Source organism: Micromonospora sp. NPDC049107, from assembly GCF_040648595.1.
Classification (GTDB): Bacteria; Actinomycetota; Actinomycetes; order Mycobacteriales; family Micromonosporaceae; genus Micromonospora.
In genome coordinates this window covers 368356-387752 of the sequence record NZ_JBEZEC010000001.1, presented here as the reverse complement: position 1 = coordinate 387752, position 19397 = coordinate 368356, and the positions used below count along the sequence as shown (strand labels likewise).

The following is a 19397-nucleotide window of genomic DNA, read 5'->3' as shown; positions in this document are numbered from 1 at the left end:
CGGCGTCGCCCCGGTCACTCGATGGGGCAGGACCAGGGCGGCCGGGTGCCGTCCGAGCCGACGAGGGTGACCGGGGCGGAAGTGGCCTGCTGGCCGGCGAGCGCCACGGTGCAGATGATCTGGTTGGCCGCGACGGTGGACAGCGGCAGCACGGCGCCCTTGAACCGCACCGTGATGCCGGGCTCGTCGGTGCTCGGTGTCATGCTCACCGGCCCGGCGTCGGCCGGCACCTCGCTGGTGAGCCCCGCGCTCCGCTCGGCCTCGGTGGGACCGGACACGAGCAGCACGAGTGTCTCCAGCGGTGGCCCGGGCACGTTCTTCACCGGCCGGACGACAAGCGCCAGTTCGCCGTCCGCGATCAGGTAGAGGCCCCTACCGGCGAACGGGCCGCTCACCGCGGAGCGGCCCGTGATGACGTCGCTGGGCCGTACTCCACAGCCCGCCGTGAGCAGCGCGACCAGGAGCGCGACCGCGAGCAGCGCCCGGGTTCCGCGACGGCGGCTCACCGTACGCCTCCGGCGTCCGCGGCTGTCCGTACGCCTCCGGCGTGCACGGTCTCGGCGGCCACCCGGGGCAGACGGAGCGTGAACACCGCCCCGCCCGGCGGGTGGTTGCCCGCCACCAGGCTCCCCGACTGCCCGGCGTGCCGGTGCAGGCGCGCGTTCTCCCACGCGATGGCGAGTCCGAGGCCGCTGCCCTCGGAGCGGGTCCGGGCGGTGTCCGCCTTGTAGAAGCGGTCGAACACGTGCGGCAGCACCTCCGGGTCCAACCCCGGTCCCTGGTCGGTGACCTCGATCGTGAACCAGTCGGGTTCGGCGGCAAGACGGACGGACACCGGCTCCGTGCCGTGCCGGAAGGCGTTGCCGACCAGGTTGGCGACGATGACGTCGAGCCGCCGGGGGTCGAGTCGGGCGACGACACCGGACGGCAGGTCCGCCCGTACCCGGTCGGCCCACCCCCGCAGCCGCAGCGTCGCGGTGACCGCCGCGGCGACGTCGACGTCGTCGAGGGCGAGCCGGGCGGTGCCGGAGTCGAACCGGCTGACCTCGATGAGGTCGTTGACGAGCTGGGTGAGGCTCTGCGTCTCCTGACTGACCAGCCGCGCGGCGCGGCCGGCGTCTCCCGGCAGCCGGTCCGCCTCCTCGTCGAGCACGTCGGTGACCGCCGTCATGGCCGCCAGCGGCGTACGGAGTTCGTGGGACACGTCGGCCACGAAGCGCCGCGCGTCGGCCTCCATCCGCCGCAGCTCACCGACCTGACGCTCGATGGTCGCGGCGGTGTCGTTGAAGGTGCGCGTGACGTCGGCCAGCTCGTCGACGCCCCGGACGGTCAGCCGGGTGGACAGGTCTCCCTCACCGAGCCGGCGGGCCGCGCGACCCAGCTCGCGTACCGGCCGCAGCACCCCCTGGGCGGCCAGCAGGGCCAGCAGGACCGCGAGGATCAGCGAGAGCCCGCCGGTCACCCACGCGAGGGTGGCGAGCCGGTCGATGCTCTCCTGCTCGGAGGCGAGGCTGCGCACCGAGTAGACCTCCACTCCGGACGCCACGCTCGTGCCGTCGGACCGGTCGAGCCGGAGCTGTGTGCCGATGAGCAGCACCGGATGTCCGCCACGGTCGACGCGTTGCCAGGCGATCTGACCGCGCGCCACCTCCTGTCGCAGCTGCGGGGTGAGCTGGTCGACACCCTCGACGCTCGACGACCAGCGCTCCCGGTAGTGCACGACGGCGTAGCTGTCCCGGTCGGAGAGCCTCCCCGCCAACAGGTCCATCTCCTCCTGGCCGGGTGGCAGGCTCAGCACCGGGTACACCTTCGAGAGCTGGTCGGTCAGCGAGGCCACCGCCGCGTCCTGCGCCTGCTGGAGGATGACCGTCCGCGCCTGGAAGTAGCTGCCGCTGGCCACCACCGCCGTGGTGGTCACACCCAGCAGGGCGAACGCCAGGAGCAGCCGGGTGCGCAGGCCCAACGCCATGGCGCGGGCCCGGTGCCAGGGGGTCACAGCGGCCCGAACCGATATCCGAAGCCGCGTACCGTCTGGATGTAGACCGGCGTCGAGGGCTCGTCCTCGATCTTGGCGCGGAGCCGCTGGACGCAGGCGTCCACCAACCGCGAGTCGCCGAGGTAGCCGTGCTCCCAGACGGCCTCCAGCAGTTGTTGGCGGCTGAGCACCTGGCCCGGCGTGTGCGAGAGTTCGAGCAGCAGACGCAGTTCGGTCGGGGCCAGGCCGACCGGCACGCCGTGCTTGGTGACCACCAGCGCGGCACGGTCGATGGTCAGGGCGCCGTGCCGGTGCAGCCCGGGCCGATCCGCGCCGGGCCGTCGTGAGTCGCCGCCGGTGCGTCGCAGCACCGCGCGGATGCGCGCCTCGAGCACCCGGGCCTGTACCGGCTTGACCACGTAGTCGTCGGCGCCCGCCTCCAGGCCCGCCACCACGTCCATGTCGTCGTTGCGGGCGGTGAGCATGATGATGGGCAGGTCACCGTCCTGACGAATGCGACGGCACACCTCGAACCCGTCCATACCGGGCAGCATGATGTCGAGGACCACCACGTCGGAGGCGGTCGTCCGCAGTCGCTCCAGCCCCTGTTCACCGGTCGCCACGGCGACCACGGTGTGGCCCTGCCGGGTGAGCGCCAACTGCAGTCCGTCGCGGACCGTCTGGTGATCTTCGATCAGCAGGACCTGGGGCATGCCGTCAAGTATCCCATCACGCAGATTGTTCATATTTGTCGATGCCTTGCGCCGATCCGACGAACTCCACCGACCGGATCAGGAACGCCGCCACGCCCACCGCGAGCATCGTCGACGCGGTCGCCAGCAGGACGGCCAGGACCGGTCCCCAGCGCAGTTCGGCGGCCAGACCGGGAACCAGCACCCGAACCGCCCAGACCAGCACGACCAGCCCCAGCGCGCCCTCGACGAGAGCACGCCGGACCCGCCCGGAGGGCGGCCCGCCGGGCGGACGGAGCGCGTCGCTGCCGGACCGGGCCGCCAACGCGGCCGCCGCCAGGCAGAACAGCGCCATGCTCAGCAGGACGCCCCCGAGCACGTCGCTGAACCGGTGCCATCCCGCGATCATGGTGGCCGCGCCGATCACCGAGACACCGGCCGCGCCGGGCACCACCAGCCACCGTCGGGCCGCGCCCGGCGCCGCCAGCAGGAACGCCAGCGCCAGGGCCGTCGCCACCGCGACGTGACCACTGGGGAAGCTGTTGTGGGTGGTCGAATTCGGCACCGCGAGGTCCGGGCGGGGCAGCGCCGACTTCGCCACGCCGGCCGCCAGCACGGCGGTGAGCACCATGCCGACGCCCACGACGCCGGGCAGCAGCCGACGGCCGAGCAGGCCCACCACCAGCACGGCGCTGAGCAGGACGGCCAGCGGCGCCGGCTGACCGAAGTGCCGCAGGACGACCGTGGCCGGACCGAACAGGCCGCCAGGCTGCTCGTAACCCCCGCCCCGCTCGGCGCGCGGCAGGAGCAGCCCGTCGACCCACTGACCGGGCTGGGTCCACACGAAGACCACGCCGACCAGACACAGCGCGAGCAGGCAACAGACGCCCGCCGCGAGCAGCCGGAGAGCCGGTGGCGCGGCGGGCCGGCCGGCGGCCAGCGCGCGCGCCGGGCCAGGCGACGGCGCCGGTGGCGGCGGCACCGACGAGCGACCGATGGAGTACGACGATGCGTGGGACATGCGACCATGCTCGGCCCGCCAGATCCGGGGGCTGTCCGTGGATTGTCTTGGTTCTGTCACAACCGACGCTCGTACCGGAAAAACCCGGGCGATCCTCCCCCGCGAACGTCCCGCCGCCCGCGCCGCCCAGACGTGAGCCTTCATTCACATGCTTACATGCAACTATGTTTTACCTGGCCGAGACGAGCCGTCACTAAGATCAAGACGCCGATCGATGATTCTCGGCGGTGCGAAAACCATCCGGAGTGTTCGTGGGGAACCGGAAGGGGTTGGGCAATGCACGGCGTTTCGGTCGCTCCACTCGTCATCGGCATCGCGTCGTCACCGGCCGAGCGCCGACAGTTGGCACGGCTGCTCGGCGGCAGCGACGCCTTCCTGATCGTCTCCAGTGTCGAGCAGGCACGGGAGTTCCTCGGGGTGGGCGACCTGCCCCCCGTCGTACCTCCCCCGGCCCCGCCCGCACGGGCGGAGGTGGCGCGGCGCCCGCAGCCGCCGCCCGATTTGAGCGTCGACTCCGACCGCCGCGTGCTGCGCTGGCGCGACCAGGAGATCGACCTGACCCGGCTGGAACACGACGTGCTGATCTGCCTCGTCGACGCTCCCGGGCAGGTCTGGACGTACGAGCGGCTGCACCTCGAGGTCTGGGGCAACCGGCACCTGGGCCGCGGGTCCGACATGCACTCGGTCGTGCGTCGGGTACGCCGCAAGCTCGCCCGGCTCGACGCCGCCGCGACCATCCACGCGGTCCGTGGGGTCGGCTTCCGGCTCGCACCTCTCTAGGCAGTGTCCTCAAAGGTTCACCACCATTGGGGTAGCGCGGCGATGGTGATGGTGGCCTGGAACGAGGTCGTGGTAGCTCTGCGGCGGATTGACGGCTCGCGGTCTCTCCGGCCGCCACCAGCGCGGTCGGGGACGGGGTGCTGAGCGGCGGCGGTAATGCTGATGAGCGTGATGCCGGTGAGTCATCTAGATGACTCACCGGCATCACGCTCATCAGGTGGTGTCGCCGTCGGTCGCCTGGCGTGGCGGTCGCGAAGACGCGCGGCGTGGCACTGCGTGAGCCGGTTAAGGCCGGCCCGCCTGGTCGAGGACCAGGCGGGCCGGATCACTGCGTCAGCGCTCCGGGGTCAGCACCGGATCGGCGCCAACCCGAAGTTCTCCACCGTGGGAGTGGTGGTGCTGATCTTCGTCTGACGGGTCTGGGGCTTCCAGCCGTCCTTGGCGACGATCAACGTGAGCGGGTTGTTCCGGCGGTCCATCCAGTAGGCGTAGTTACCGGCGGCGTCGGTCGCGAAGGTGAACGACATCGCCCACGAGTCGACCTGCACCACCGCACCGGCGATCGGCGCGGTCGCGCCCGCGCAGCTCGTCCCGGTCACCGTACCCATCAGCTTGCCCCAGGTCTTCGGGGGCGTCACGATCATGGTCACCGCCACCGGCGGCACCGAGTACGGCGTGTTCTCCCGGATCGTGACTCCGGCCGAGTAGGTGCCCGGCTGGTCCACGTTCGCGGTCAACCCGACGGTGACCGTGACCTTCTCCCCCGGCGCGAGGGTGGCCGTGGTCTTGTCGATCGTCATCCAGCTGACGTCGGCCGCCGCCTCGGCGCACCCCTCGAAGCCCGGCAGCGCCTCGCTGTCCGGCGCCGCGTCGAAGCTGCCGGACGAGCCACCGATCTTGTAGAAGCCACACGCCGCGCCACCCCGGTACCGGGCGGTGTTGGCGTTCGGCAGGTTCGACCACGAGCTGGTGGCCGGGTCGAAGGCGAAACCGGCGTTGGTGATGGCGCCGCCCTGCGAACCGCCCACGACCAGCAGCTTGCCGCTGGCCACCGCGTACGAGCTGGCCCAGTTGTCGGTCGGCGCGTCCGCGATCGCGGTCCAGGTGTTGGCGCCCGGGTCGTAGGCGTAGCTGGCCTTCTGCGCCGCGGTGCCGTCGTTGCCACCGGTGCAGTAGAGGACGCCGTCGATCCCGCCGCAGGAGGCGAAGGCCACCGACTTCGGGTAGTTGGCCACCGTCTCCCAGGTGTCGGTGCCGGGGGTGTAGCGGACCACGGTGTTCGACATCGGCACGCAGGCCGCGGTCGTGCACCCGCCCACGGCGTAGAGCTTGCCGTCGACGACCGCCTGCCCGGCCGCGGCCCGTGGCGCGGGGTTGTCGGCCAGCTCGGTCCAGGTGTTGGCCGCCGGGTCGTACGACCAGGTAGCGGCGTCCGGACCGGAGTCGCCCCAACCGCCCGTTGCGATGATCTTCCCACCGACCACGCCGACGGTCAGCGCGTTGCGGGCGCCGGGAAGGTCGGCGGCAGCCGTCCAGGCCTGCGCGACCGGGTCGTAGGCGTAGGTCTTCGCGGTGGAGGCGGTTCCGTCACCACCACCGATCGAGTACACCTTGCCGTCCAGGGTGACCACCCGGTTGTCCATGATGTTGCCCGGGTAGTCGGCGATGTCGGTCCACGGCGCGGCCTGCGGACCGGCCGCCGCGGGCGTCGCCGTCGCCGCCTTGCCGGACGACCTGGCCGCGACCGACGTCGGGACCGTCAGCCGTTGCTCGGCCGCACCAGCCGCGCCGAGCGCCTGCTGCCGGGTCACCCGCGAGCCGTCGGCCCGCAGCAACTCGAACCCGTCGTCCCGCTCACCGAAGGCGACCTCCACGGGCGCGCCGCCCGTGTTGGTCACGGTGAACGTCCTGGTCGCCTTGCCGCTGGGCATCTGGAGCGTCGCGCTCAGCGCGGCGGGTGCCACCGACAGGCGACCGGCCGCGAGGACGAAGTTCGCGGTCGTCGCCCAGTCCGGCTCGACGTCGACCTGCTTGCTCTGGCTGACGTAGCTGCCGGCCGTCGCGGTGAACTTGTGGGTACCGGTGAGCGTCGAGTAGATCCAGTAGAACCCGTCCGGCAGCCCCGGGTCGTCCGGGGTCGCCACGGTCACCGCCTTCTCGGCGGGCCGGTCGTTGCTGGTGACGGTGGCGCCGTTGAGGTAGCTGTCGTCGTTCTTGTCGCGGACGTTGCCCACGACCAGGCCGCCGTCGACCGGCACGCAGGTGACCTGGCTGCCGATCAGGACGTTGTCGACCTCCCACCACCAGTCGTACTTGGCGTCGTAGTAGTGGAACCGCACCTGGACCTGTGACTTGCCGGCCGCCTGCGGGATCGGGATCTCGGTGAGCTTCGGTCCCCGGACGTCGGTCTCCTGCCGCAGGACGTTCGTCCAGGTGGCGCCCCCGTCGATGCTCAGGTCGACATCGGCGGTGTCGTCGTTGAGCTGGTTGAAGTCCTGGTTGAACCGGATGACCGGGGCGCTGACGGCGGTCAGGTCGACAACCGGGCTGACCAGGGAGCTGTCCTGGGTCTTGCCCGCGCCGTAGTCGTCACTGTCGATCATCGCGAAGTTGCCGGCGCCCCCGGTCAGGTTGCCCCGGCCACCGTCGTCGGTGAACTTCCACACCTGGCCGCCGCCGACGTTGTCCACCACCGACCAACCGGCCGGGGTGGTCGTCGCGTCGAAGGTCTCGTACTCGCCGTCGGAGCCGAACGTGTAGCCGGGGGCTGTCGTGCACCTGGTGGTGTCCACCGGCACCGCGACGTTGGCCGTCACGTTGCGGGTGCCGACCACGACCTCCTTGGTGACCTTCTGGTAGCCCGGGTACTGCACCTCGTACGTCAGGGTGTACGTCTGCCCGGCCGGCACCGTGATGCTGTAGCGGCCGTTCGACGGGGTCGTGTAGTCGTACACGCCCGCCGGGCCGCTCACGGTCACCTTGGCGTACAGCGGCCAGCCGTGGCCGGAGCCGTCGGTGACCGAGCCGGTGACGTTGACGCGCGGCACCGCCGTCAGGGCGACGTCGAGCGTCGTGGTCGTGCGGTTGGTGACCGTCGCCGTCTTCGTGGCGCTGCCGTATCCGAACGCGGACACGACGACCTGGTAGTCACCGGTCGGGAGGAGGGTCGAGTACGTGCCGTCGGCGCCCGTGGTGATCTCGCGCGAGGTCGGGCCGGTGAGCGTCAGGGTCGCGCCGGCGATCGGGGCGCCGGTGGCCGCGTCGGTGACCGTGCCGGCCAGGGTGCCGACGTCGCCGGTGGGGGCGGCGTTGAGCAGCGCGAGGGCGTCCAGCCGGCCCTCACCCCAGACGTTGTTGTCCGCGGCGGTGCCACCGCACTGGTCGTCGGCCTTGTCGATCGCGGTGCCGTTGAGCAGCGCGCGCGTCGCGTCGACGTCACCGACCAGCGAGGGTGCCGCCGAGTACAGCAGGGCGATCGCGCCCACCAGGTGCGGTGCGGCCATTGACGTGCCGCTGGCGGTGCCGTACCCGTTGCCGGGGACGCTCGACCGGACGTTCACGCCGGGCGCGGAGATGTTGGGCTTGATCTCGCCGTTCTGCCCGACGCCCCGGGCCGAGAAGCTGGCGATGTTGTTGTTGACGTCGTACGCGCCCGCCGAGTAGTTGCTGGCCAGGCTTCCCGGCGAACCGCTGGTCTGGCACGCCGGTCCGCTGTTGCCGTTGGAGAACACCCCGAAGATGCCCGAGGCGGCCCAGGCCAGGGTCACGTCCTCCATGAACGGCTCGTTGGACGGCAGTCGGGTGCCCCACGAGTTGTTGATGATGTTGGGGCGCTTGCTGGCGTCCGGGTTCTGGCCGTTCGAGTCGGTCGGCTCGAGCATCCACTGACCGGATTCGATCAGCGCCTCGTCGGTGGGGCAGCAGCCGTTCGCCGCGATCCACTTGACGCCGGGCGCGACACCGATCTGGTTCGCGCCGGCGGAGCCGGCCATGGTGCCCATGGTGTGCGTACCGTGGCCGTCGTCGTCGCAGGGCGCGCCGTCGCACGTCCCGGCGGCGTCGAACCAGTTGTAGTCGTGGTCGAACGTGCCGTCGCCGTTGTTGCCACGGTAGGAGTTCACCAGGGCCGGGTGGTCGTACTGCACACCGCTGTCGATGCTCGCGATGGTGACGCCCTCGCCGGTGACGCCGTACTGGGACCAGACGTCGTCGGCGTTGATGTTGGCGACGCCCCACTCGACCGCGTTGACGGTCTTCTCGTCGGTCCCCTTGGTCAGTTTCGGCAGCTCGTAGGCGACCGGGGCGTAGAGGCCCTCGACCTCGCTGCGGGCGGCGAACTGCTGGGCCATCGCCAGGGAGCCGCTGTTCACCTTGATGGCGTTGGTGGCCCAGAAGCTCTGGTACTTCGTACCGGAGCTGTCGAGTTCGGCGCGGACCTTGCTCTGGCTCCCGGCGGCGCTGTCCCGCAGCGCCTGCGCCACGGCCGCGCCCCGCTTGGTCCAGTCCTTGATGGCGCTGGCCTTGCTCAGGTCCGCGCGGTCCTTGAACCGAATCCAGAAGTCCCCTGCGCTCTTGGCCTCGAACTGCTTGGCGAGTTCCGGCCGGATCTTGTCCCCGACGGCGGTACCCGTCGAGCCGGGCGCGGCCTGCGCCCCGGAGCCGAAGCTGGCCAGGCACGTGGCGGCGAGGACCAGCGCCGCGCCGGCGCTTACCGCCGATCTGGCCGTGCGTCTCCATTGTGGACGTCTGAACATCGGTGCCGCCTTCCTCAGAACGACCCAGGGGTGTACGTGGGCCATGGTGGGAAGTGCACGAGATCCACTCGACGGAACCGAGCGAACGGACCCCTTCATGCCTCCCCCATGCACCGCGCGGGTCACGCCGGTTGCCCGAGTGGACACTATGATCGAGAGGAAAGGACGATCAAGAACTTGCTGTGAGCATCTTGTCGCTACCGGTTGCCCTGCTGGTGACGCGCTTGCCAAACATTGTCAGGACCATGACGATAGGTGGGCAGGGATGCCCATCGATTCCAGGCGGTGCGGTGGCGGAGACCGACGACGCGGCGTTGGACGGGGGCGACCCGGCCGACGAGGAGTTTCCGCTGCTGATCGCGGTAACGCCGTCACCGCGCGAGCGCATTCGACTCGCGGAGCGGCTCGACGGCGTCGCGCCGCTGCTGCTGGTGGCCGACCTCGACGAGCTGCGCCGGCTGATCGGAGCGCCGCAGCAGCGGACCGGGCCGCCGAGCGAGCCGTCGCCGGGTCGTCCGCCGACGGCCGAGTCCCACCCCGCCCTGGTCGTCGACTCGGCCCGCTCCACCGCCCGCTACGCGGCGCGCGAGGTCGGCCTGACCCGGTTGGAACATGACCTGCTGATCTGCCTCACCACCGAGCCGGTCCGGGTGTGGAGCTACGCCGAGCTGCACCGGTCGGTGTGGCACGACGAGGGGCGCGCGCAGCGGGCGGACGTCCAGTCCCTGGTGAAGCGGCTGCGGCGCAAGCTGGTGGTCCTCGGCACCGGCGCCACGATCGAAGTGGTCCGTGGCGTCGGGCTGCGGCTCACCGACCGGCAGGACCCGCGGATCGGGCGTGCCTGACTGCCGCCTGATTCAGGCAGTTCGTCAGCACGGGCCGACCGCCACGGCCCGGGTCAGCGTGTTTTCCCGTATCCGGGAGGAGCGCCGTACGGGCACGTAACGTGAACTACAGCCGATCAACGGCGAACGCCGGACGCGCCCGCCGCCTGCCCGCTCAGCCGCAGGAGGTGAGAGTTCCATGCTGTCGGTATTCGATCCCCGGCACACCGTCGCTCCCCCGGGATACAGCCGCTGGCTCATCCCGACCGCGGCGTTGGCCGTGCACGTGTGCATCGGTCAGGTCTACGCGACGAGCGTCTACAAGAACTCGCTCATCGCGCACTTCGACGCGAGCCAGACGGCGATCGGGGCGATCTTCAGCATCGCCATCGTCATGCTGGGATCGTCGGCGGCGGTGGGCGGCCGGTGGGTGGAGCGCAACGGCCCGCGCCGGGCGATGTTCGTCTCCGCCTGCTTCTGGGCCACCGGCTTCCTGGTCGGCGCGCTCGGCATCGCGACCCAGCAACTCTGGCTGCTCTACCTCGGCTACGGCGTCATCGGCGGCATCGGACTGGGCATCGGCTACATCTCGCCCGTCTCCACGCTGATCAAGTGGTTCCCGGACCGGCCGGGACTCGCCACCGGCCTGGCGATCATGGGGTTCGGCGGTGGCGCTCTGGTCGCCGGTCCACTCGCGCGCCAACTGCTGTCGCTCTACGACCCCGACTACAACCCGGCCAACCCGGCGGCGGTGGCGTCCGGGTCCGCCCTCGTGGGACTGTTCGTCACGTTCGGCATCGGCTACTTCGTGATCATGATGTTCGGTCCGTTCAACGTGCGGGTGCCACCGCCCGACTGGCGGCCCGCCGGGTTCGACCCCGATCGGGTCGCGGCCCGACCGCTGGTGACGAGGGCGAGCGTCTCCGCGTCCAACGCCGTACGCACCCGCTCGTTCTGGCTGCTGTGGATCGTGCTGTTCTGCAACGTCACGGCGGGCATCGGCATCCTGGAGCAGGCCAGCCCGATGATTCAGGACTTCTTCCGGGACAACGGGTCCACCGCCGTGTCGGTGTCGGCGGCGGCCGGCTTCGTGGGTGTGCTGTCGCTGTTCAACATGGCCGGCCGGTTCGTCTGGTCGACGACGTCCGACGTGATCGGCCGCAAGCCGATCTACCTGGTCTACCTCGGTGTCGGCATGGTGCTCTACGCGCTGCTAGCGGTGGCCGGGCACGCGGCGACGGCGCTCTTCGTACTGATCGCCGCTCTGATCATCTCCTTCTACGGCGGCGGCTTCGCCACCATGCCCGCGTACCTGCGGGATCTGTTCGGGACCTTCCAGGTCGGCGCCATCCACGGGCGGTTGCTGACCGCCTGGTCGGCGGCGGGCATCGCCGGCCCGCTGATCGTCAACCGGATCCTCGACACCCAGGGCAAGCCCGGGACGCTCACCGCGTCGGCGTACCGGCCCGCTCTGTTCACCATGGTCGGCGTGCTCGCCATCGGCTTCGTCGCCAACCTGCTGGTCCGTGCCGTCCCCGACCGGTTCCACGAGCCGGACCGGGGGTCGGCCTCGCCCGTGGCCCGGGCGAGCGTCACCGAGCCGGTCGCCCTCGGCCCGCAGAGCACACCACCCGTGCCCGAACACGTCGGCGATCAGACCGGGCGGCTCTGGCTGTCGTGGCTGCTCGTCGCGGTGCTGCTCGGCTACGGCATCGTCGAGACCGTCAGCACGGCCGCGAAGCTCTTCACCGGCTGAGGCGGCCGGAGCGGCCGGCGCTCACCGCGCGGGGCGGTCAGCGCCGGCCGGCGCCGGCGAGGCGTTCCCGCTGGGGTACGACCGTGTATCTCGGATCGCGCGCGGACACCGATCCGGCCTCGAAGATCCCGAACCGGGTGGCCACCGACGAGGCCACCAGGGCCGCGCCGGAGAGCACCGACAGGAACCGGCTACGTCGGGAGAGCAGCGCGGCGACCGCGCCAACGCTGATCAACACGTTGCCCGCCCGGACCAGGCGACCGCTGTGACCGCTGCGGTAGGGCTCGCCCGTGACCGGCAGCCGCTCCATCCGGTGACCACCGACCAGCTTGAGGGCCGCGCCGGCGACGGCGAGCCGGCGCAGCGGGGCGGTCTGGGCGGGGGGCGCCACGATGAGGCCGACCCCGGCGGCCGCGACGAGCGCGCTGCCGCCGAAGACGAACGGCAGATCGGGGTACGCGTCGTGCCAGGCCGGTACGGCGGTGTCGGCGAGCAGGACCCCGGTGTACGTGGCCAGTGCCGGAGCGGTGGCCGCCGCGGCGAGACCGGCGATGTCACCGACGCCGGGCGCCAGCCGACGGGCGAGGCCCAGCACACCGTGCCGTGGCAGCCGTGGCGCGAGTTCGGCGACCGCGGCCACCCCGGCGGCCGGGCCGAACGCGGTGAGGATCCAGGTGCCCATCGACATGGGCGAGGTCGGTTTGGCGACCCGGAGCATGTGGTGGAACCGCGCCGGCCGACCGAGGTCGTGCACCAGCAGGTACGCGCTGGCGAGGGTGCCGCCGAGAGCCGTCCAGCGGCCCACCCGGCGCAACTCGGGACGTCCGGTCAGTTGGGCGCCCGCGCCGATCAGGGCGCCGCCGGCGGCGAGGCCCCCGGTGAACAGGTATCCGGCGATGTCGCGCTTCCACACCGGCGCCTTGAGGATCGGCCGACCGTAGTAGGAGCTGAAGTCGGCCGGTGGCACGGTCAGCTGCTCGCGCGTCATGACCGCCTGCCGAGGAACGCGCCAACCGTGACGGCGGCCATCGTCAGGGCGGCGATGCCGGCGTGTTTCCACATGGCCGGTAGGTCCCGGGTGGTCACCACCGGGTCCGGCGGCAGCCCGTACACCTCCGGCTCGTCCAGCAGCAGGAAGAACGCCCCGTCACCACCCACACCATCGTCCGGGTCGTGCCCGTACAAGCGGGCCTCGGGAACACCCCGGCCGTGCAACGTCGCCACCCGCACCGCCGCCCGCTCCCGCAACTCGTCGAGGGGCCCGTACTGGATCGACTCCGTCGGACACGCCTGCGCACACGCCGGCGTCATCCCCACACCCAGACGGTCGTAACACAACGTGCACTTCCACGCCCGACCATCACCCTTACGCTGATCAATCACCCCGTACGGACACGCCGAAATGCAGTACCCACACCCATTACAGATGTCCTCCTGCACCACCACCGTCCCGAACTCCGTCCGGAACAACGACCCCGTCGGACACACATCCAAACAAGCCGCATGCGTGCAGTGCTTACACACATCCGACATCATCAACCACCGAAAATCCGACCGACCCTCCGCGCCAGAACCACGCCCCGGCGGCTGCGCCCCCGGCATACCCAGGAACTCCGGGCCGCCCGACATGCGGGTCGCCGCAGCGGGCTCGCCAGGTGCCAGACCCGGGTCGGTGCCGGTGTCGGCGGCGGTCCGCGCCCCGACGGCCGCCGTCGCCGGGCTGACCGCCGGCCCGTCCGGGTACCCGGCGAACGCCGGGGTGGTCCCACCGAGTGGGCGCGGCTGCTCCACGAACGCCACATGCCGCCACGAGTTCGCCGTCAACGCACCCGTGTTGTCATACGACATCCCCAACAGATCCAGACCACTTCCCGGGACGTCGTTCCACTCCTTGCACGCCACCTCACACGCCTTACACCCGATACACACACTCGTATCGGTGAAGAACCCCATCCGCTGCGGCGCGTCCACATAACCCGCGTCCGGCGCCGGATCGAGCGGCCCGTACAGGGCGTTGGCATGCGGCATCGCTCAGTCCTCCTGGTCGCTGCTGCTGTCGGCGACGTCGGTCGTGACCAGCGGCGGATAGCGGTGGCTCAGGTTGCCCGACCGTCGCCGGTAGTCCAGGACAAGATCCAGCAGGTCCTGTCCTCTCGGTCGCCGGCCGGGCCGTACGTCGCACGTGCCGACCTTGCTCTCCTGGATGAGGACGTTGGGGTCGAGGGTGATGCCGAACAGGTCGTTGGCCGAGTCGCCGGTCACCAGACCCTCGAACCCGAAGTGGTACGGCAGCCACACCTGGTGCAGGATCCGACCGTCAACCCGCAGGGGTGTCACGCGGTCGGTCACCAGGACCCGTGCCTCGATGGCCGCGCGGGTGGTGACCAGGTGCGCCCAACCCAGGTGAGTCAGTCCCCGGTGCGCGGCCAGCTCGGGCGACACCTCGACGAACATCTCCGGTTGCAGCTCGGCGAGGTGCGGCACGGTCCGGCTCATGCCGCCGGCCGTGTGGTGCTCGGTGAGCCGGCTGACCGTGAAGACGTACGGGAAGACGTCGCTGTGCTGCTCCGGTGGGCTCGGGTTGAGGTTGTTGATCGGATGGATGTAGACCTTGCGGGTCGGGTTGGCCTGCTGGCGGTAGAGCGGGTTGCGCACCGGCGACTCGACCGGCTCGTAGTGGGTGGGCAGCGGCCCGTCCAGGACGCCGCTGGGCGCGTACAGCCAACCCTTGCCGTCGCCCTGGAGGATGAACGGGTCGTCGCCCGCGATGCCCGCGACGCCCGAGGTGTTCGGCGGGGGCCGGTACGAGGGCGCCTTGGTCTTCTCGAAGTCCGGCACGTCGTAGCCGGTCCACTCGGATTTCTCCGCGTCCCACCAGACGTACTTCTTGCGTTCGCTCCACGGGCGGCCGTCCGGGTCAGCCGAGGCACGGTTGTAGAGGATGCGCCGGTTCGACGGCCAGGCCCAACCCCATTCGGGCGCCACCAGGGACTGTTCCGCGCCGGGCTTGCGGCGGGCGGCCTGGTTGACGCCGTCGGCGTACACCCCCGTGTAGATCCAGCAGCCCCCCGCCGTGGAGCCGTCGTCCTTCATCTCCGTATAGCTTGCCAACGGTCGGCCGGTCGTCACGTCGTACCCGTTGATCTCGCGCAGCACCGACTCGGCGCTCGGCTCCGCGTGCGGACCGTGCGTGGGGTAGTCCCAGGTGAGGTCGAGCAGCGCCCGGTCGCGCGGTCGGGTCGAGCGCGCGAGGCGTTCCCGGATGATGCGACCGAGGTGGTAGAAGAACCACAGCTCGGAGCGGGCGTCGCCCGGCGGCTCGACGGCCTTCTCCCGCCACTGCAACAGCCGCTGGGTCTGCGTGAACGTGCCCTCCTTCTCCACGTGCGACGCGGCGGGCAGGAAGAACACCTCGGTGCGGCACTCCTCGGGCACGATCTCGCCGGTGGCCACCTCGGGGCCGTTCTTCCAGAAGGTCGCGCTCTCGATCATGAACAGGTCCCGCACGACCAGCCAGTCGAGGTTCGCCATGCCGAGACGCTGCGCCCGGCCGTGCGCGGACCCGACGGCCGGGTTCTGACCGAGCAGGAAGTACCCCTTGATCTTCCCGTCGATCATGTCCAATACCTGCTGGTACGTGCCGTGGTCGCCGGTCATCCGGGGCAGGTGGCCGTAGCAGTAGTCGTTCTCGGCGGTGGCCGCGTCACCCCAGTACGCCTTGAGCAGGTTTACCCCGTAGGCGCGCGCGTTGCCCCAGAAGCCCTTCTGCTCGGGATGGGCGATGCTGCCGATCCACTCGTCGAGGGTCGGGTGGTCGGCGTGGTGGGGCATGGGCAGGTAGCCGGGCAGCAGGTTGAACAGGGTCGGGATGTCGGTGGAGCCCTGGATGCTCGCGTGCCCGCGCAACGCCATGACCCCGCCACCCGGACGGCCCACGTTGCCCAGCAGGAGCTGGATGATCGCCCCGGCACGGATGTACTGCACGCCCACGCTGTGCTGCGTCCAACCCACCGAATAGACAAGCATCCCGGTGCGTTCCCGGCCCGAGTTCTCCGTCCACGCCCGCGCCAGCTCCAGGAACTTCTCCTGGGGAATACCGCAGACCCGCTCCACCATCTCCGGCGTGTAGCGGGCGTAGTGCCGCTTGAGGATCTGATAGACGCAGCGCGGATGGTGCAACGTCTCGTCCCGCTGGGTCTGCCCACCCACCGGTGCGCCGTGCGACTCGTGCTCCAGCCCCGCCGCCGTCTCCCGTTGCGTCTCGGTGTCCCGGGTGGAGATGTTCTCCGGGGCGCCCTCGTACTGCCAACTGCTCTGGTCGTAGCTGGCGTTGGCCTCGACGAAGCCGGAGAAGAGCCCGTGCAGGTCCTCGGTGTCCTGGAAGTCGTCGGTCACGATGGTGGCGGCGTTGGTGTAGGCGAGGACGTACTCGCGGAAGTCCAGCTCGTTGTCGAGGATGTACCGGATCACCCCACCCAGCAGGGCGATGTCGGTGCCCGCCCGGATCGGCAGGTACGCGTCCGCCACCGCGCTCGTGCGGGTGAACCGCGGGTCGACGTGGAACACCTTCGCGCCCCGACGCTTGGCCTCCATCACCCACTGGAACCCGACCGGATGCGCCTCGGCCATGTTCGAACCCTGGATGATGATCACGTCGGAGTTCGACAGGTCCTGCTGGTACTGGGTGGCGCCGCCGCGACCGAAGCTGGTCCCCAGACCGGGGACGGTGGCGGAGTGTCAAATACGCGCCTGGTTCTCGATCTGCAACGCCCCCATCGCCGTGAACAACTTCTTGATGAGGTAGTTCTCCTCGTTGTCCAGCGTCGCCCCACCCAGGCTGGAGATCCCCAGCGTCCGGTGCAACGGCCGGCCCTGCTCGTCCACGTCCTCCCAGGTCTCGTCCCGGGCGGCCAGGACCCGGTCCGCGATCATGTTGAGCGCCGTGTCGAGGTCCAGGTCCTCCCACTCGGTGCCGTACGGACGGCGGTAGCGGACCGTCGTCTGGCGCAGCGGACTCGTCACCAGGCTCTTGCTCGCGGACCCCTTGGGACACAACCGACCGCGCGAGATCGGACTGTCCGGGTCACCCTCGATCTGCGTGACCTGCCCGTCGGCGACGAAGACCCGCTGACCACACCCCACCGCGCAGTACGGACACACCGACCGCGCGACACTCTCGGCGGTCTCGGTGCGGGCGGTCAGCGACCGGGATCGGGCCGACTTGGCGGCGGCGCCGCGACCGAGCGGGTCGGTGCCGCTGAGCTGGCGATAGAGCGGCCAGCTCTCGATCCAGCGGCGCACCCCCATCGCTGCACCTTCCCGACGAAAGACCCAAAATATGAATACTCCGACAGTAGCTGAGCGGACGGGCCCGCCGCAGCGAGATCAGCAGAGCGATGCCTCCCCCGGCCGGGTCACGGCGGCCGAGGGAGGCATGGTGGACGGGGTCGTCGACTACGGATGCCCGGCGGCCAGATGGTCGCCGAAGGTCCGGTAGCGGCGCAGCTCCCAGAGCAGCCAGCCGATGCTGACGATCGCCACGGCGACGAAGACGAACGAACCGGTGAAGGTGTCCCAGAGCGTGTGCAGGACGACGACGCCCACGAAGGTGCCCAGGAACCCGAACAGGCGGCGGACGCTCGGGGTGGCCAGCAGCGCCCACAGCGCGCCGGCGGTGAGCCCGGTCCAGGCGGTGTGCCCGGCGGGCGCGGTCAGCCCCCGGATGAACAGGGTCTGCTCCACCGCGCCGATGTTGCCCTTCGAGCTGAGCAGGGCGGTGAAGGCGTACCCCATCGTCTCCAGCGCGGCGAAGCCCATGCCGGCCGCCACGCCGATGACCAGACCGTCGGACGGCACCCGACGGCGATGCTGGGCCAGGGCCGTGAACAACAGCACCACGGGGACGATCAGCTTGGCCGACTCCTCGATCAGCGCCACGAACAGCATGGGCAGCCCACCGAGGCCGCGCAGGGTGTCGTACTCCAGGGTGCCGGCCACCACCGTGCCGATCACCCCACCGAAGAACGCCGACGTCACCAGCACCGACGCCGGCACCTGCCACCGCCCGGTACGGGCCTGGGCGAACGTCAGGAACGTCAGGGGCGCCAGGGTCGCGCCGAGCAGGATCAGCGCCGGCACGAAGTTCGGATTCTGGGTGCGGACCAGGGTCCGCAGCACCGCCACGTAGAGGATCAGCCCGACAAGGAGGACACCGACCCACGCCCACCGGCGAGAACGATCACGCATACCGGGGAGTCTGGCGGATCCAGGTTACGAAGACCAGCGCGGGTGCTGAGATGACTGCGATGAATCGCCACGCACCGCAGCGGCCACTGCTGCGCGACCGGACGGCTCCGAAGCAGCCGGCGTTCATCGAGCTCTTCTTCGACCTGGTGTACGTCTTCGCCCTGACCCAGCTCACTCACCTGCTGGTCAACGACCTCACTCTCAAGGGTGGGTTCGAGGCGCTCGTGCTGCTGCTGGCGCTGTGGTGGGTCTGGATCCTGACGGCGTGGATGACCGACCAGTTCGATCCGCAGCACGCGTCGGTCCAGTGGTACGTCGTGCTGGTCATGTTCGGCGTCTTCCTGATGGCCATCCAGGTGCCCGAGGGACTCCACGGCAACGGCCCGTTCTTCGCCGCCACCTTCGCCCTCATCAATTTCGGGCGCTTCCTGTTCGTCATACGGGCGGCCCGCAAGACGCCCGTTCTGAACCATGTGCTGCGGGCCCGGTTCTGGTCCCTGATCTCGACGCTGCTGTGGATCCCCGGAGCATTCGTCGACGGTTGGGCCCGCGGCATCCTGTGGCTGGGGGCGCTGACCGTGGACTACGTGGCGGCGGCACTGCGCTGGCCCACCCCGAGCCGGCTCGGACACGAGCGGGGAGCGGCCCTGGAGATCACCGCCACCCACATCGCCGAGCGTTACCGGCAGGTCTTCATCATCGCGCTCGGCGAGATCGTCCTGGCCATGGGCATGACCTTCACCGCCACCAGTTCCTACGGGTTCACGCCCCGTCGTACCGTGGCGCTCGTCCTCGCCTTCGCCAGCGCCGCGCTCATGTGGCGGCTCTACATCTACCAGGCGGGGAGCCAGCTCGGGCCAGCCATCAACGCCGCCCGCGATCCCCACCGGCTCAGCCAGTGGTCCGCGTACGCCCACATGACCATGGTCGCCGGGACCCTCCTCGCGGCGGTCGGCTTCACGCTGGCCATGGACCGTCCCGCCGCGCACACGCCAGCGCCCTGGAGCGTCGGCATCATTGGCGGTCCCGCCCTGTTCCTGCTGGGCCGCGTCGGCTTCGAATACGTGATCTTCGGCCGGGTGACCGTACCCCGGTTGATCGCCATCCTCGTCCTGGCCGCCCTGTCTCCCGTTGCGGTCCACCTGCCGCCGGAGGTGCCATTGGCCTTCACGACGCTCGTCCTCGCGGCGCTCGCCGCCGAGGACACGGCGCGCGGCCGGCGCAGCCCTCCGAACCAGGCGATGCCACCCGCCTGACAGCGGCCCACCGTCCACCGCAAGCCCTGCCGGTCACGGTCACGGCGGACGCGGTGGACAGCAGAGCGGAGGAGCGGCGTGACAGGAGTCGGG

The 19397-nt window shown here is 70.6% G+C and carries 13 protein-coding genes; 4 read left to right on the top strand and 9 right to left on the bottom strand.

Going from position 1 to position 19397, the window contains the following annotated elements; genetic code table 11:
* Positions 1-14: 14 nt before the first annotated feature.
* From AB0B55_RS01580 to AB0B55_RS01565, 4 genes are read right to left on the bottom strand one after another with little or no spacing between them, the layout of a single operon-like run.
* Positions 15-506: a hypothetical protein gene (locus AB0B55_RS01580; RefSeq protein ID WP_357169415.1), complete on the bottom strand. Its 492-nt coding sequence runs from the start codon at positions 504-506 to the stop codon at positions 15-17.
* On the bottom strand, positions 503-1996 hold the full coding sequence (locus AB0B55_RS01575) for a HAMP domain-containing sensor histidine kinase (RefSeq protein WP_357169412.1): 1494 nt from the start codon (positions 1994-1996) through the stop codon (positions 503-505). Before AB0B55_RS01575 ends, AB0B55_RS01580 begins: the two co-directional genes overlap by 4 nt.
* On the bottom strand, positions 1993-2688 hold the full coding sequence (locus AB0B55_RS01570; RefSeq protein ID WP_357134681.1) for a response regulator transcription factor: 696 nt from the start codon (positions 2686-2688) through the stop codon (positions 1993-1995). The genes AB0B55_RS01575 and AB0B55_RS01570 overlap by 4 nt, the downstream gene beginning before the upstream one ends.
* A gap of 16 nt (positions 2689-2704) precedes the next feature.
* The gene (locus AB0B55_RS01565) at positions 2705-3688 is read right to left on the bottom strand and encodes a phosphatase PAP2 family protein (protein WP_357169409.1); all 984 of its coding nucleotides are present in this window, start codon (positions 3686-3688) and stop codon (positions 2705-2707) included.
* Positions 3689-3964: 276 nt separating this feature from the next.
* Here AB0B55_RS01565 and AB0B55_RS01560 point away from each other — a divergent pair, with 276 nt between their 5' ends.
* On the top strand, positions 3965-4468 hold the full coding sequence (locus tag AB0B55_RS01560; RefSeq protein ID WP_357169406.1) for a winged helix-turn-helix domain-containing protein: 504 nt from the start codon (positions 3965-3967) through the stop codon (positions 4466-4468).
* Between the two features lie 347 nt (positions 4469-4815).
* On the opposite strand, the gene AB0B55_RS01555 is transcribed toward AB0B55_RS01560, so the two are convergent.
* Positions 4816-9222 (bottom strand): S8 family serine peptidase, encoded by a 4407-nt coding sequence (locus AB0B55_RS01555; RefSeq protein ID WP_357133201.1) that lies wholly within the window; start codon positions 9220-9222, stop codon positions 4816-4818.
* Between the two features lie 290 nt (positions 9223-9512).
* Here AB0B55_RS01555 and AB0B55_RS01550 point away from each other — a divergent pair, with 290 nt between their 5' ends.
* Positions 9513-10067 carry a winged helix-turn-helix domain-containing protein gene (locus tag AB0B55_RS01550; RefSeq protein ID WP_357133199.1) on the top strand — a complete coding sequence of 185 codons (555 nt, stop codon included), beginning with the start codon at positions 9513-9515 and terminating at the stop codon, positions 10065-10067.
* Positions 10068-10245: 178 nt separating this feature from the next.
* A complete protein-coding gene (locus AB0B55_RS01545) occupies positions 10246-11802 on the top strand; it encodes an OFA family MFS transporter (protein WP_357133197.1) in 1557 nt (518 codons plus the stop codon).
* 37 nt (positions 11803-11839) lie between these two features.
* On the opposite strand, the gene nrfD is transcribed toward AB0B55_RS01545, so the two are convergent.
* The 4 genes from nrfD to AB0B55_RS01525 all read right to left on the bottom strand — a co-directional run bounded on the left by nrfD (position 11840) and on the right by AB0B55_RS01525 (position 18048).
* Complete coding sequence (gene nrfD / locus AB0B55_RS01540; protein ID WP_357133195.1) at positions 11840-12790, bottom strand: NrfD/PsrC family molybdoenzyme membrane anchor subunit; 951 nt, start codon at positions 12788-12790, stop codon at positions 11840-11842.
* A complete protein-coding gene (locus AB0B55_RS01535) occupies positions 12787-13830 on the bottom strand; it encodes a 4Fe-4S dicluster domain-containing protein (RefSeq protein WP_357133193.1) in 1044 nt (347 codons plus the stop codon). The genes nrfD and AB0B55_RS01535 overlap by 4 nt, the downstream gene beginning before the upstream one ends.
* 3 nt (positions 13831-13833) lie before the next feature.
* Positions 13834-17109 (bottom strand): formate dehydrogenase, encoded by a 3276-nt coding sequence (gene fdh / locus AB0B55_RS01530; RefSeq protein ID WP_357169403.1) that lies wholly within the window; start codon positions 17107-17109, stop codon positions 13834-13836.
* Between the two features lie 147 nt (positions 17110-17256).
* On the bottom strand, positions 17257-18048 hold the full coding sequence (locus AB0B55_RS01525) for a PrsW family glutamic-type intramembrane protease (RefSeq protein WP_357133189.1): 792 nt from the start codon (positions 18046-18048) through the stop codon (positions 17257-17259).
* Between the two features lie 59 nt (positions 18049-18107).
* Here AB0B55_RS01525 and AB0B55_RS01520 point away from each other — a divergent pair, with 59 nt between their 5' ends.
* Complete coding sequence (locus AB0B55_RS01520; protein ID WP_357169400.1) at positions 18108-19304, top strand: low temperature requirement protein A; 1197 nt, start codon at positions 18108-18110, stop codon at positions 19302-19304.
* The last annotated feature ends 93 nt before the right edge of the window (positions 19305-19397 follow it).

Coding starts and splice junctions, on each gene's coding strand:
- AB0B55_RS01570 (WP_357134681.1), bottom strand. CDS start 2,688: ATGCCCCAGGTCCTGCTGATCGAAGATCACCAGACGGTCCGCGACGGA.
- AB0B55_RS01565 (WP_357169409.1), bottom strand. CDS start 3,688: ATGTCCCACGCATCGTCGTACTCCATCGGTCGCTCGTCGGTGCCGCCG.
- AB0B55_RS01560 (WP_357169406.1), top strand. CDS start 3,965: ATGCACGGCGTTTCGGTCGCTCCACTCGTCATCGGCATCGCGTCGTCA.
- AB0B55_RS01555 (WP_357133201.1), bottom strand. CDS start 9,222: ATGTTCAGACGTCCACAATGGAGACGCACGGCCAGATCGGCGGTAAGC.
- AB0B55_RS01545 (WP_357133197.1), top strand. CDS start 10,246: ATGCTGTCGGTATTCGATCCCCGGCACACCGTCGCTCCCCCGGGATAC.
- nrfD (WP_357133195.1), bottom strand. CDS start 12,790: ATGACGCGCGAGCAGCTGACCGTGCCACCGGCCGACTTCAGCTCCTAC.
- AB0B55_RS01535 (WP_357133193.1), bottom strand. CDS start 13,830: ATGCCGCATGCCAACGCCCTGTACGGGCCGCTCGATCCGGCGCCGGAC.
- AB0B55_RS01525 (WP_357133189.1), bottom strand. CDS start 18,048: ATGCGTGATCGTTCTCGCCGGTGGGCGTGGGTCGGTGTCCTCCTTGTC.
- AB0B55_RS01520 (WP_357169400.1), top strand. CDS start 18,108: ATGAATCGCCACGCACCGCAGCGGCCACTGCTGCGCGACCGGACGGCT.